Raw genomic sequence first — 12797 nt, forward strand, 5'->3', positions numbered from 1 at the left:
TTGTGCCCGACGGGATCAAGGCTCGTCAGCGGACGGTCCTTCGTCAAGGGCGCCCGCCGGGGCCCCGCGCCCCGGCGGTCCGGGAGCGGGACGGGGTCAGAAGCCCGTCGCGCCGTCCAGGCGCTCGCGCAGCAGGTCGGCGTGGCCGTCGTGGCGGGCGTACTCGGCGATCAGGTGCACCAGGATGCGGCGCAGCGAGACGGGCTGCCCGGTGGCCCGGTGCACGCCGGTGGCGTCCAGCGAGGGCGCGGCGGCGACGATCTCCCGGGAGCGCTCGCACCGGGCCCGCCAGGCGGCCAGCGCCTCGGCCGGGTCGCCGTCCAGGTGCTCGAAGTCCTGGTCGGGGTCCTCGTCGGAGTAGTGGATCATCGGCTCGTCGGCCCCGGCGAACTGCAGGTGCAGCCACCACTGCTCCACCCCGGCGAGGTGCCGCACCAGGCCGTGCAGGGTCAGCGCGGACGGCGGCACGGCGTGCTCGGACAGCTGCGCGGCCGTGAGGCCGGCGCACTTCAGCGCGAGCGTCTCGCGGTGGTGGTCCAGGTAGGCGGTGAGGATCTCGCGCTCGTCGCCGACCAGGGGCAGCGGCGGCCGCGCGCCCCCGTCGGCCCAGCTCCGGGCGTAGTTCTGCGGGGGGATCTCGGGTGTGGGGTCGTCGGTCATCCCGGCAGCCTCGCACGCCCTGCCGACACCGGCGGTCAGGACGCCCCGCCGTGCGGGAAGGGGCAGCCGCCTCGCTCCGCCGTGCCCGCTGCCGTGCCGGGCTCCGTGCCCGCCGTGCCTGCTGCCGCGCCGGGCTCCGTGCCCGGCTCGAAGGTGCCGAGCTCGGAGACCCGGTACCCGCCGGGGTACCCCCGCACCTGGCGGCCGTCGCGGGCCAGGTGCGGGGTGCGGCGCGGCGGCAGCAGCCGGACGGCGCGGCCGCGCAGCCGCATGCCGCCGCGCACCAGCGCGGTCAGCAGGGCGGGCGGCCGCGGGTAGCCGAACGCCTCCCGCAGCGGGTCGTCGAGCAGGCAGACCGCGGACCGGCGCATCTGCGCGCCGACGGGGCGCGGGTACCAGCTCGCGGTGAGGTCGAGCGTGGCGTCGGAGACGTCCCGGCCGCCCTGGTCGAAGGCGAAGTGGGCGCGCTCGTAGTCGTCCAGCAGGCGCTCGAACTCCTCGTACGTCCCGGGGACGTTCCGCAGCCCCATGTGCCGGCCGAGCTCGCGGTAGTAGTTGACGGAGGCTCGGATCTCGTGGTCGGAGTACGGGCGCCAGCCGTAGTCGTCCAGCCAGCGCTTGGGGACGACGACGAAGGTGGCCAGCACGTAGACGAAGTCCTCGTCCGGGATCGCGTACCGCCGGTGCATCCCGTTCATCCGGCGGATCGCCTCGCGGCCCTGCCCGGAGTCGAAGCCGTGCTCGACCACGGCCTCCAGGATGAGCACGGTGTCGTCGTACCGCTTCTGCGCCCGCGTGGTGAACTCGCCGGTCCGGGCGAGCAGCCGCCCGATGCCCGGCACGGCGTACGTGCGGTACAGCGCGAACCCGAGCGCCTGACTGGTGTCCCACGGGAACTCGTACCAGCTGCTGATCCGGTAGATCTCGGTGTACTCGGTCTCCGGGTCGAGCTGCCGGATCCGCTCCAGCCAGTGGTGACGTCTCATCAGGAACCTCCCCCGGCCGCCGGTGCGCGCTCCGACCGACTGTAGGGGCAGTCCAAGATCACGGTCAACGCGGCCCGAGGGCCGTCCGCGGGAGTGCCGCCGTGTCACGGGATGTCGCCGGGGCCGCCCGGGTGCAGGGTGGAGGGGTGACGGTGCACGGACGGCGGCGCCCCGGTGCCCTGAGCGGCGACTGGCAGCGCGCCCACGCGCTCGTGGTGATCCCGCTCGGTCTCATCGTGCTGATCTCGGTGATCGACATCGCCTCACCGGACACCATCCACCTCGGCCCGCTGCTGGTCGTGGCCCCGGCCATCACCGCCTCCTTCGCCGGACCCCGGCTGACCGGCCTGATCGGCGCCCTCGCGGTGGCCGCCCAGGTGTTCATCGGGATCTTCCACGGCGGGCTCTTCACCACCAACCACGAGACGCAGATCATCGCGCTGGTGCTGGTCTCCACCCTGATCGTCCTCTACTGCCGGGTGCGGGAGCACCGCGGCCGCGAGCTGACCCGGGTGCGGTCGGTGTCGGAGACCGTCCAGCGGGTGCTGCTGCGCCCCCTGCCCGAACGGCTCGGACCGCTGCGGCTCGCCGCCCTCTACCTCGCCGCCGAGGACGAGGCCCTGCTCGGCGGAGACCTGTACGCGGCCACCCGGGTGCCCGGTGCCACCCGGGTGCTCATCGGCGACGTCCGCGGCAAGGGCCTGCCCGCCGTCGAGGACACCGGGCAGGTGCTCGGCGCGTTCCGGGTGCTCGCCCACCACCACGACGGCCTGCCCGAACTCGCGACCGCCCTCGACGCGGCCTTCCGCCGCCACCTCGCGGAGGAGACGGCCTGCGGCGGCGACGGCACCGGGCCGGAGGCCGCGGACGACATCGTGGAGCGCTTCGTCACCGTGATCCTCGCCGACCTGCCCGACGACCCGGCGCAGCCCGTCCTGATCGCCAACTGCGGCCACCCGCCGCCCCTGCTCCTCGCCCCGGGACGTCCCGTGCGCGAGCTCGACCCCGCCGCGGAGGCGCCGCCGATCGGGCTCGGCGCGCTCCCCGGCGTCCGCTACCGGCAGGACGCCTTCACCGTCGCCCCCGGCGAGACCCTGCTGCTCCACACCGACGGGGTCACCGAGGCCCGGGACGGCCGGCGGTCGTTCTACCCGCTCGCCGAGCGGGCCGCCGGGTGGGCCGGGGCCGACCCGGCGGACCTGCTGGACCACCTCCGCCGCGACCTGCTGGCGTACGTCGGCGGGCGGCTGAAGGACGACGCCGCGGCGGTCGCGGTGAAGCGCGCCTGAACGCCGGTCCGGGCGCCGTCCGCGGGCGGGCGCTCACGGGCGGGTGTCCGCGGGCCGCCGTTCACGGGCAGGTGCTCACGGGCCGCCGTTCACGGGCGGGTGCCCGCGGTGCCGGCGGCACGGTTCTCGGCGGTCAGCCGGCGGCGGGGCGCTCCTGGACGGCCCAGCCGTTGCCGTCCGGGTCGGTGAAGAACACGAAGGAGTTCCAGTCGCCGCCCCTGCCCTCGGCGCGGACGCCGTCGTCGAAGTGCTGCACCGGGCCGACCTCCACGCCTCCGGCGACGAGCGCGGCGCGGGCGGCGTCGATGTCGTCGACCACGAGTTGCAGGCCCTGCATCGAGCCGGGCCGCGACTCGCTCATCCCGGTGCCGATGATGATCGAGCAGGCCGATCCGGGCGGGGTCAGCTGCACGACGCGGGCGTGCTCGCCGATGCGGGTGTCGGTGTCGACGGCGAAGCCGACCTGCTCGGCGTAGAAGTGCTTGGCGCGGTCCACGTCGGCCACGGGCACCACCACCACTTCGAGTTTCCAGTCCACGGCTCCGCGCCTCCTGCTCGTCCGGCTCTGCTGCCCTCCCGCCCACTGTGCTCGACGGTGCACGCCGCGCCCCGGCCGACACGCAGGCTGCCGGGGCGTGCGCCTCCGCAGCCAGGCCGGTGGTTCGGACCGGGGACGGACGGTCAGCCGTCCAGTGCGGCCGCCACCGCGGCCTCGGCGTGCAGCCGCGTCGTGGGGAACACCGGCACCGGGCTGTCCTCCGCGCCGATCAGCAGCTCGATCTCCGTGCAGCCCAGCACCACGCCCTCGGCGCCGCGCGCGACCAGCTCCGCGATCACCTCCCGGTACGCGGCCCGCGACTCCTCGCGCACCACGCCCAGGCACAGCTCCTCGTAGATCACCCGGTGCACCTCGGCCCGTCCGGGGGCGTCCGGCACCAGCACGTCCAGTCCGTGGCCGGCCAGCCGGCCCCGGTAGAAGTCCTGCTCCATGGTGAACGCCGTACCCAGCAGCCCGACCCTGCGGACCCCCGCGCCGCGGACGGCGGCGGCCGTCGTGTCGGCCAGGTGCAGCAGCGGCACGTCCACCGCGGCGGCCACCTGTCCGGCCACCTTGTGCATGGTGTTGGTGCAGATCAGCAGCAGGTCGGCGCCGGCGGCCTCCAGGGCCCGTGCCGCACCGGCGAGCACCTCGCCCGCCTCCTCCCAGCGGCCGGCCGTCTGCAGCTGTTCGATCTCCGCGAAGTCCACGGAGTACAGCACGCACCGTGCCGAGTGCAGCCCGCCCAGCCGCTCCCGCGTCAGTTCGTTCAGCAGCCGGTAGTACGCGGCGGTCGACTCCCAGCTCATGCCGCCGATCAGCCCGATCGTCCTCATCGCGCCACTCTCGCACACGGGGTGCCGGGCCCGGCGCCCGGCCGGTGCCGCTGCACAAAACCGCTGGCCCGGGCCGCCCGCCGGGGGGTAGGACTGTGGTCCATGACGTCTGCCGCCGCCGCTTCCCCGCCCGCCGCCCCACCCGGGTCCGTGCCCGTGGCCGTGCCCGGCTCCGTGCCCGGTTTCACCGCCACCGCACTGGACCTCGACGGCCTGCGGCTCGCCCCGTGGGGCGCGGACCCCGCGCTGGAGGTCCACGCCGCCGCGGTGGAGCGCCTCGCGGCCGACCCGGAGACGGCCCGGTGGAACCCGGTGAAGCTGACCTCGTTCGCCGAGTGGCTGGACGCCCGGGCCGCCGGCTGGCAGGACGGCGACCAGGCCGCGTTCGCCGTCCTCGACGCCGGGGGAGCCCTGCTGGGGACCGCCGGGATGCACTGGAGCACCCGCGACGACGGGCAGGCCGAGCTCGGCTACCGCCTGCTGCCGGACGCCCGGGGCCGCGGGGCGGCGACCCGGGCGACCGCGGCGATCGCCGCCTGGGCGTTCGCCGGGGCCGGGGCGCGCCGGATCGAGGTGATCCACGCGGTGGCCAACCAGGCCTCCTGCCGGGTCGCCGTGCGCTGCGGCTTCCTGCTGGAGGGCACGATGCGGGCCTCGTACCGCTACGGCGACGGGGTGCACCACGACGAGCACCTGCACGCCCGCCTGGCCGGCGACCCGGAGCCCGTCCTGCCGGGCGGGCCCGCCCGCTGACGGGGCCCGCGCGCCCCGCCGCCGGCGGCCCGTCCGGCCCGTCCGGCGGTCAGCCGCCGACGGTCGGCATGCCGAGCTGCACGGGCCCCGCCGCGCCCTTCGCGCCCTTCGCACCCTTGGTGCAGACGTCGTGGCAGTCGGCGTCGAGGCTGCAGCAGAGCGAGCAGATGGTGCCCTCGTGGTACGGGCAGTGCGCGGTGTCGGGCACCTCGTAGGAGCCCTCGCAGATCGTGCAGGCCCGGGTCTCGGTGGTGTCGGTCGTGCCGGCCTCCGGGTTGGGGCGGGCGAGGTAGTAGCGGCCCCTGGTGGCCCAGGCGATGAGCGGGCTGAGCGCCATCGCGAGCGCCAGGGCGATGAACGGGCTGAACGCCTCCGCGTACGTGCCGAACCAGCCGAAGAAGGCGGCGATCGACACGGCCGCGGCCACGCACATCGCGCCGAACCCGGCCGGGTTGACGGCGTGCAGGTGGGCCCGCTTGAACTCGATGTACTTCGGGCTCAGGCCGAGCGGCTTGTTGATGACGAGGTCGGCGGTGACGGCGCCGATCCAGGCGATGGCGACGTTGGAGTAGAAGCCGAGCAGACTGCCCAGCGCGCTGAACATGTTCATCTCCATCAGCAGCAGCGCGATGCCGCAGTTGAGGAAGATGTACCAGACCCGGCCGGGGTGGCGGTGCGTCAGGCGGGAGAAGAAGTTCGACCAGGAGAGCGAGCCGGAGTACGCGTTGGTCGAGTTGATCTTGACCTGGGAGACGATCACGAACAGGCCCGCCACCGGCAGCGCCGCAGCCCCGAGCCACGGCCGGAGCGACTCGACGTACGGGGCGATCGGTTCCAGCGCCCTGGTCTCGCCGACCGCGCCGAGCGCGGCGAACGCCAGCAGCGCGCCGCCGAGCTGCTTCACCGCGCCGATCACGACCCAGCCCGGGCCGGCGGCGAGCACCGCGAGGTCCCAGCGGCGGCTGTTCTCCGGCGTGCGCTGCGGCATGAACCGCAGGTAGTCGGCCTGCTCGCCGATCTGCGCGATGAGGGAGAGCGCCACGCCGGTGCCGAGCCCGAAGCCGAGCAGGGTGAAACCGGAGCCGACCCCGCCGGTGCCGCCGAAGTGCGTGAAGGCGCCGAAGACCTCGGGGGAGTGGAACGCCAGGACGACGAACGGCGCGACCAGGCCGAGGAGCCACACCGGCTGTGTCCACGCCTGCACCCTGGCGATCCAGCTCATGCCCTTGAAGACGATCGGGATGACGATCAGCGTGGTCAGCAGGTAGCCGACCGGCAGCGGGATGTGCAGGACCTCGTGGAAGGCCTGCGCCATGATCGAGCCTTCGAGCGCGAAGAAGATGAAGGTGAAGCTCGCGTACACCAGCGAGGTCAGCGTCGACCCGAAGTAGCCGAAGCCGGAGCCGCGGGTCAGCAGGTCCATGTCGACGCCGTTGGCCGCGCAGGCGCGGGCGATCGGGATGCCGGTCAGGAAGATCACCACGGCCGCGGCGAGGATCGCCGCGAGCGCGTTGGTGAAGCCGTACGACATGACGATGCCCGCGCCGATCGCGTAGTCCGCGAGGTAGGCGATGCCGCCCAGCGCCGTGGACGCCACCGACAGCGGCGACCAGCGGCGGAAGGAGTGCGGGGCGTAGCGGAGCGAGTAGTCCTCCAGGCTCTCGTCGGCGGCGGATTTCGCGTACGAGCGCCGCGGGCCGGTGTCCCCGGCGGGCGGGGCGGAGGCGGGCGCGCTGGTGGTCTCGGTCACTTCACCACTCCTGGCGGTCGGGGCCGTTGTGAGCGGTGACGGTAGGCAACCGATGTGAAGCCGGACGTGCCCGCGGCGTTTCCGTACGGTAACCGCCCGTCAGATGCCGTTCACCCGGGCGTTGTTCACCCGAATGCCGTTCACCTGAATGCCGTTCATCCAGCCGTCCTTCACCTGTCCGTCGTTCACCCGGCCGCCCTTCACCCGAGCGCCGTTCGCCCGGTTGCCGGTCGGCCCTTGCCGGGAGGTCCGGCGAAGGCCTGGGCGATCGGCAGCCAGGCCCGGGCGGTGGTGCCGGTGGCGGTGAGGGCGAGGTCGTCGGGGTGCCGCCGCTGCGTGGCGAGGAGGCAGAAGTCCAGGGCGGGGCCGGTGATCCGGTCGGCGGCGTCCTCCGGCCCCCAGGTCCACGACTCGCCTGCCGGTCCGGTGAGTTCGACCCGCACCGGGTCGGCGGGGGCGGGCAGGCCGTTCGCGAGGAAGGCGAAGCCCATGGTCCGTACGCCGAGGTGGGCGATGTGCCGCAGCCGGGCGGTGGGGGTGCGGGCGGTGCCGAGGGCGTCGGCGACGTCCTGGCCGTGCGCCCAGGTCTCCATGAGGCGGGCGGTGGCCATGGAGGCGGGCTTCATCGGCGGTCCGAACCAGGGCAGCCGGGTGCCGTCGGGAACGGCGGCGAGCGCGTCCGCGAGCGCGTCGCGGCCGGCCCGCCAGCGGGCGAGCAGGGCGGCCGGGTCCTCGCCGGCGCCCTCGGCGGCGCCGCGTTCCAGGGCGCCCAGGTCGTGGGCGAACTCCCTGTGCAGGGCGGTCCGGAAGCCCTCGGCGTCGCGGGCGGCCAGCAGCGACCACCGGTCCGTCCAGGCGAGGTGGGAGAGCTGGTGGGCGATCGTCCAGCCCTCGGCGGGGGTGGGGACGGCCAGGCCGGCCGCGTCGAGCCCGGCCACCCGGGTGTCCAGGTCGGCGCTCTCGGCCCGCAGGTCGTCCAGCAGGGCGGTGATGTCGGTCAAGGGTTCGTCCTCTCGTGTCGCATGTCTCCCCAAGTGCGGGGCCCCGTGTGAGAATCGCCCGGTGACGAGCGCTGCCCCCGAGCCCCCGGACGCGCGCGCCGCCGAGCTGGTCAGGGCCGCGGTGCTGGCCGACCTGGCCCGCCGGGTGGTGGCCGACTGCGGTGCCGACGTCGGCCTGGTCGGGGTGCCCGACAGCCCGGACGCCATGGTGCTGCGGCACTGGGCCGGTACCCGCGCGGACCTCCTGCACAACCTCCGGGTGCCGGCGGGCACGGGCCTGGGCGGTCGGGCGCTGGCGGAGCGGTCCCCGACCTGGGTGCCGGACTACCGGGCGGCGACGACCATCTCGCACCAGTACGACGCGGCGGTGGGCGCCGACGACCTGTACGCGATGCTCACCGTGCCGCTGGTGCACGACGGCTGCGTGCACGGGGTCGTGTACGCCTCGCTGCGCTCGGTGGTGCCCTTCGGCGACGTCCGGATCGGTGCGGTGGCGGACCTGGCCCGGACGGCCACCCGGGCGCTGGCCGGTGCCGCCGCCTGGGCGGGCCGGCCGGCCTCCCCGGCGGGGGAGGCGCGGCTGACGCCGCGCGAGCACGAGGTGCTGCGCTGGGCGGCGACCGGCCGGACCAACCCGGAGATCGCCGCCCGGCTCGGGCTCACCTGCAACACCGTGACCGGCTACCTGAAGAGCGCCATGCACAAGCTCGGCGCCCGCAACCGGGTCGAACTCGCGATCGCCGCCCGGGAGTTCGGGCTGATCAGTTGACCTTCCGGTCGTGTTCGGCCCAGTACGGCCCGCGCAGCCGGAACTTCTGCAGCTTGCCGGTGGCGGTGCGCGGCAGGTCCGCGCGGAACTCCACCGAGGTCGGGGCCTTGTAGCCGGCCAGGTGCTCCTTGCAGTGGGAGATGAGCCCGGCCTCGTCGGCCTCCCGGCCGGACTTGAGCACCACCAGGGCCTTGACCGTCTCGCCCCACTTCTCGTCGGGCACGCCGATCACCGCGACCTCGGCGACCGCCGGATGCCCGTACAGGCAGTCCTCGACCTCGATCGAGGAGACGTTCTCGCCGCCGGTGATGATGACGTCCTTCTTGCGGTCGGAGATGGTGAGGTACCCGTCGGTGAGGGTGCCGCCGTCGCCGGTGTGGAACCAGCCGTCGCGCAGGGCGGCGCCGGTCTCGTCGGGCCGCTCCCAGTAGCCGTCGAGCACGGTGTTGGAGCGCACCAGCACCTCGCCCTGCGCGTCCACCCGGATCGTGGTGCCGAGCGAGGGCGCGCCCGCCCGTACGAGGCGTTCGGCGCGCTCGGCGGGCGGCAGGGCGTCCCACTCGGCGCGGGTGCGGTTGACGGTGACCACCGGGGAGGTCTCGGTCAGGCCGTAGATCTGCAGGAACTCCCAGCCGAGTTCGCGCTCGACGCGTTCGATCACGGAGGTCGGCGGCGGGGCGCCGGCCACCACGATGCGCACCCGGTCGCGGCCGGGTACGGGCCCCTCCCAGGTCTCGGCGGCGGCCAGCACCATGGCGACCACCGCGGGGGCGCCGCACAGGAAGGTCACCCCGTGCTGCTCGACGCGGCGCAGGATCTCGGCGCCGTCGACCTTGCGCAGCACGACGTGCCGCCCGCCCAGGCCGGTGATCACGTACGGCAGGCCCCAGCCGTTGGCGTGGAACATCGGCAGGGTGTGCAGGTAGACGTCCCGGTCGTTCGCCCCGAAGTGCAGGCCCATCAGGGTGGCGTTGAGCCACAGGTTGCGGTGGGTGAGACGGACGCCCTTGGGCCGGGCCGTCGTGCCGCTCGTGTAGTTGACCGTGGCGGTGTCCGACTCCGCGACCGGGTGCCGGACGGGCTCCCGGTCGAAGTCGTACAGCGCCGCGTCGCTCTCCGCCCCCAGCACGAACCGGTGCCGGGCCGGCACCCCGGCCAGCGCGTCCGCCACCTCCGGGTCGAGCAGCAGCACCGAGGCACCGCTCTGCTCGACGATGTACGCGACCTCCTCGGCCCGCAGCCGGAAGTTGACCGGCACCAGCACCCGGCCGAAGCCGCTCACCCCGTAGAACGAGGTCATCAGCCGTGCCGAGTTGTGCGAGACGACGGCCACCCGTTCGCCCGGCCCGACGCCCAGCCGGTCGAGCCCGGCGGCCTGCGCGCGGGCCAGCTCCGCCATCCGGCGGTAGCCGACCTCGCCCCACGACCCGGCGGGCTGCACGGGCTCGTCGACGATGCCGACCCGGTCGCCGTAGACGAGCTCGGCCCGGTCGAGGAAGTCCATGACGGTGAGAGGAGTCTCCATGCGGCCACTGTGCCCGGGCACCGCCCCGCCGGACACCCCCGATCGGGGGTGTTACCCGGACGGAGTACGGCCTGCCGGCCACGGCCCGCGCGTCGGTGCGGGCCCGCCGCCGCACACGGCCCGATGCTGGTCGGGACACGCGGCGGCGTTGCAGGAGAGGCGGGCCGGACATGGCGGGGATCGCGGTCTTCGGGGCCAACGGGGCGATCGGCCGGTGCATCGTCACCGAGGCGCTCGCCCGGGGCCACACGGTCACGGCGGCGGTGCGCGACCCCGACCGCTACCAGGGGCTCTCCCCGGCGGTGGTCCGGGGGGACGTGCTGCGCACGGAGGACGTCGCCCGGGTCGCGGCCGGGCACGACGTGCTGGTCAGCGCGGTCGGCGGCGGTGACGGACCCGGGCACGTGCAGCTGATCGCGCCCGCGGCGCGCAGCCTGGTCGAGGGGCTGCGGGCGCTCGGCGGGGAGGCCCCGCGGCTCATCGTCGTGGGCGGGGCCGGGAGCCTGGAGACCGCGCCCGGCGTGCGGGTCTGGGACACCCCGGGGCTGCCGGAGCCCGTCCTGCAGATCATGCACGCGCACGGCGACGCCCTCGCGTACTACCGGGCCGTGCCCGACGTGCGGTGGACGGTGCTCAGCCCGGCCGCGACCGTCGCGCCCGGCGGGCGCACCGGCACCTACCGGACCGACACGGACCGGCTGGTCGTCGACGCGGAAGGGCGCAGCTTCATCACCGTCCCGGACTTCGCGGTGGCCGTGGTGGACGAGATCGAGCAGCCGCGGCACCTGGGGGAGCGGTTCACCTGCGCCCGCTGAGGGCGGCCCGGCGCGGCCGTCCGGGCCGCTCGGCCGCCGTCCGGCTCGGGGAAGGCCCGGACGCGGGGAGGGCCCGGATGCCGGGAGTGCTCAGAGGCCGTCGCCGAAGGTGTAGGAGCCGGGCACGGTGACCCGGGCGTTCTCGTCCGCCGTGCCGTAGACCAGGGCGACCTCCTGGTGGGCGCCGAAGATGATGGCGGCGGGGTCGCCGCCGACGGCCTTCCCGTCGACGTACGCGGTGAGGGTGTGGTCGGCATCGGTGCGCAGGCCGCCGATGTGGTCGGCCGCGAGGGAGACCTGCCACTGGGTCATGAACTGCCCGAGGCTGAAGTCGGCCTGGACGGGCGACTCGATGTGCACCACGCCGGTGGTGTCGTGGGTGTGCAGGGGGCTGATCTGCTGGGCCTGCTCGTCGATGCCGATCAGCGGCGGCACGGTGACGGCCTCGCCGTCGACGAAGACGTCGAGGTGGGCGTGGATGTGCAGGGCGCTGCCCTCGGCGCTGAGCATCGGCAGCCCGGCGGCCCGGACGGCGGCGGCCGCGGCGGCGTCCGCCGGGGCGTCCCACGGGGGCGGGGTGGTGCGGCCCTCGGCGGTCGTCCTGGGCGTGGCGGGCATCGCGGTGACGGCCGCGGGGGCGGTCGAGGCGGCGGGGGCCGTGCCGGAGCCGCCGGAGTCGTCCCGGGTGGCGACGATCGCGATCACACCGCCGACCAGGGCCAGGGCGGCGACCACGGCCCCGCCGCGGACGAGCAGGCGGCGGCGCCGCTCCCGGCGGGCGTCGGCGGCGCGCTCCGCGGACATCCGGGAACGGCGGTCGGAGGGCTCTCTGCTCATCTGCGGTGCCTCCACGTGTCGGGGTGCGTGTCCCCCCTCGCGGCCCCCCGGTCCTGCTGCTGTCCTGAGGTGGTGCTCCGGTCCTGCCGAGGCGCCCGTCACGTCCCCGGGTCCGTCCGCGGGGCGCGTCCCAGTCTGCCGGACGGGAGGGCCGGCGGCCCGGTCAGCCGAGCTGTACGGAGCGCTTGGCCAGGCCCATCCAGAAGCCGTCGATGACGGTCCGCTGGCTGCCGAGGTCGGCCTCGCCGGCGCCGAGGGTGACGAACAGCGGGGCGAAGTGCTCGGTCCGCGGGTGGGCGAGGCGTCCGGCGGGTGCCTTGCGCTCGAAGTCGAGCAGGGCGTCGATGTCGCGGGCGTCGAGGGCGCGGCGGCCCCAGTCGTCGAACTCGGCCATCACGGAGCTGATCCGGCCGTCGGTGCTGAGGGCGCGCAGGTTGTGGGTGAAGAAGCCGCTGCCGACGATCAGCACGCCCTCGTCGCGGAGCGGGGCCAGCTTGCGCCCGATCTCCATCAGCTCCTGCGGGTCGAGGGTGGGCAGCGAGATCTGCAGCACCGGGATGTCGGCCTCGGGGAACATCTCGACCAGCGGCACGTACGCGCCGTGGTCGAGCCCGCGGTCGGGGACGTCCTGGACGGGCGTGCCCGCGGTGCGCAGCAGCTTGCGGACGCTCTCGGCGAGCCGCGGGGCGCCCGGCGCGGCGTACTGCACCTGGTAGTAGTGCTCGGGGAAGCCCCAGAAGTCGTGGACGAGCGGCACGGCGGTGGTGGCGCCGAGGGCGAGGGGCGCCTCCTCCCAGTGGGCGGACACCATGAGGATCGCGGTGGGGCGCGGCAGGTCGGCCGACCACGCGGCGAGCTGGCCCGGCCAGACGGGGTCGTCGGCCAGCGGCGGGGCGCCGTGCGAGAGGTAGAGGGCCGGCATGCGCTCGGGGGCGGCGGTGCTCATGGGGGTCATCCTCCGTGCGGGTGCGTGGTTCCGACTGTGGTGGTTCAAATTTTAACCAACTGGTGTCGACGGTACACCCTCATTCAAATTTG

13 protein-coding genes are annotated in these 12797 nt (G+C 74.8%); 4 read left to right on the top strand and 9 right to left on the bottom strand.

Translation table 11 applies throughout. The features are described 5' to 3' along the window. Positions 1 to 96: 96 nt before the first annotated feature. On the bottom strand, positions 97 to 660 hold the full coding sequence (locus SNE206_RS16475; RefSeq protein ID WP_407914118.1) for a DinB family protein: 564 nt from the start codon (positions 658 to 660) through the stop codon (positions 97 to 99). Positions 661 to 695: 35 nt separating this feature from the next. Further along, a complete protein-coding gene (locus SNE206_RS16480; protein ID WP_407914119.1) occupies positions 696 to 1646 on the bottom strand; it encodes an oxygenase MpaB family protein in 951 nt (316 codons plus the stop codon). A 146-nt stretch (positions 1647 to 1792) separates the two neighbouring features. On the opposite strand from SNE206_RS16480, the gene SNE206_RS16485 reads away from it, so the two are divergent. Beyond that, positions 1793 to 2935, top strand: a complete 1143-nt coding sequence (locus SNE206_RS16485; RefSeq protein ID WP_407914120.1) for a PP2C family protein-serine/threonine phosphatase — start codon at positions 1793 to 1795, stop codon at positions 2933 to 2935. A 133-nt stretch (positions 2936 to 3068) separates the two neighbouring features. Here SNE206_RS16485 and SNE206_RS16490 read toward each other — a convergent pair whose 3' ends face one another. Then, positions 3069 to 3473 carry a VOC family protein gene (locus SNE206_RS16490; RefSeq protein ID WP_407914121.1) on the bottom strand — a complete coding sequence of 135 codons (405 nt, stop codon included), beginning with the start codon at positions 3471 to 3473 and terminating at the stop codon, positions 3069 to 3071. Positions 3474 to 3616: 143 nt separating this feature from the next. Further along, the gene (locus SNE206_RS16495; protein WP_407914122.1) at positions 3617 to 4309 is read right to left on the bottom strand and encodes an aspartate/glutamate racemase family protein; all 693 of its coding nucleotides are present in this window, start codon (positions 4307 to 4309) and stop codon (positions 3617 to 3619) included. A gap of 102 nt (positions 4310 to 4411) precedes the next feature. Between SNE206_RS16495 and SNE206_RS16500 the strand changes: the two genes are divergently transcribed. Then, positions 4412 to 5062, top strand: coding sequence for a GNAT family N-acetyltransferase (locus tag SNE206_RS16500; protein WP_407914123.1), 651 nt, complete (start codon positions 4412 to 4414; stop codon positions 5060 to 5062). 49 nt (positions 5063 to 5111) lie between these two features. Here the strand turns inward: SNE206_RS16500 and SNE206_RS16505 are convergent, their stop codons facing one another. Next, complete coding sequence (locus SNE206_RS16505) at positions 5112 to 6812, bottom strand: purine-cytosine permease family protein (RefSeq protein WP_407914124.1); 1701 nt, start codon at positions 6810 to 6812, stop codon at positions 5112 to 5114. Positions 6813 to 7012: 200 nt separating this feature from the next. After that, a complete protein-coding gene (locus SNE206_RS16510; protein WP_407914125.1) occupies positions 7013 to 7813 on the bottom strand; it encodes a TIGR03084 family metal-binding protein in 801 nt (266 codons plus the stop codon). A gap of 61 nt (positions 7814 to 7874) precedes the next feature. On the opposite strand from SNE206_RS16510, the gene SNE206_RS16515 reads away from it, so the two are divergent. Further along, entirely contained in the window at positions 7875 to 8582 is a 708-nt protein-coding gene (locus tag SNE206_RS16515; protein WP_407914126.1) for a LuxR C-terminal-related transcriptional regulator, read from the top strand. Here the strand turns inward: SNE206_RS16515 and SNE206_RS16520 are convergent. Beyond that, positions 8575 to 10107, bottom strand: coding sequence for an AMP-binding protein (locus tag SNE206_RS16520; RefSeq protein ID WP_407914127.1), 1533 nt, complete (start codon positions 10105 to 10107; stop codon positions 8575 to 8577). The two genes, SNE206_RS16515 and SNE206_RS16520, sit on opposite strands and share 8 nt — an antisense overlap. Before the next feature lie 170 nt (positions 10108 to 10277). Between SNE206_RS16520 and SNE206_RS16525 the strand changes: the two genes are divergently transcribed. Further along, on the top strand, positions 10278 to 10922 hold the full coding sequence (locus tag SNE206_RS16525) for an NAD(P)-dependent oxidoreductase (RefSeq protein WP_407914128.1): 645 nt from the start codon (positions 10278 to 10280) through the stop codon (positions 10920 to 10922). A gap of 90 nt (positions 10923 to 11012) precedes the next feature. Here the strand turns inward: SNE206_RS16525 and SNE206_RS16530 are convergent, their stop codons facing one another. Both SNE206_RS16530 and SNE206_RS16535 read right to left on the bottom strand, forming a co-directional pair. Continuing rightward, complete coding sequence (locus SNE206_RS16530; protein WP_407914129.1) at positions 11013 to 11759, bottom strand: hypothetical protein; 747 nt, start codon at positions 11757 to 11759, stop codon at positions 11013 to 11015. A 163-nt stretch (positions 11760 to 11922) separates the two neighbouring features. Next, positions 11923 to 12705 (bottom strand): dioxygenase, encoded by a 783-nt coding sequence (locus SNE206_RS16535; protein ID WP_407914130.1) that lies wholly within the window; start codon positions 12703 to 12705, stop codon positions 11923 to 11925. Between the last annotated feature and the right edge of the window lie 92 nt (positions 12706 to 12797).

It is taken from the genome of Kitasatospora sp. NE20-6, from assembly GCF_045862635.1.

Bases quoted from the DNA above. Each gene is read 5' to 3' on its own strand.
- SNE206_RS16520 (WP_407914127.1), bottom strand. From the start codon at position 10,107: ATGGAGACTCCTCTCACCGTCATGGACTTCCTCGACCGGGCCGAGCTC.
- SNE206_RS16530 (WP_407914129.1), bottom strand. From the start codon at position 11,759: ATGAGCAGAGAGCCCTCCGACCGCCGTTCCCGGATGTCCGCGGAGCGC.
- SNE206_RS16535 (WP_407914130.1), bottom strand. From the start codon at position 12,705: ATGAGCACCGCCGCCCCCGAGCGCATGCCGGCCCTCTACCTCTCGCAC.
- SNE206_RS16480 (WP_407914119.1), bottom strand. From the start codon at position 1,646: ATGAGACGTCACCACTGGCTGGAGCGGATCCGGCAGCTCGACCCGGAG.
- SNE206_RS16475 (WP_407914118.1), bottom strand. From the start codon at position 660: ATGACCGACGACCCCACACCCGAGATCCCCCCGCAGAACTACGCCCGG.
- SNE206_RS16495 (WP_407914122.1), bottom strand. From the start codon at position 4,309: ATGAGGACGATCGGGCTGATCGGCGGCATGAGCTGGGAGTCGACCGCC.
- SNE206_RS16525 (WP_407914128.1), top strand. From the start codon at position 10,278: ATGGCGGGGATCGCGGTCTTCGGGGCCAACGGGGCGATCGGCCGGTGC.
- SNE206_RS16500 (WP_407914123.1), top strand. From the start codon at position 4,412: ATGACGTCTGCCGCCGCCGCTTCCCCGCCCGCCGCCCCACCCGGGTCC.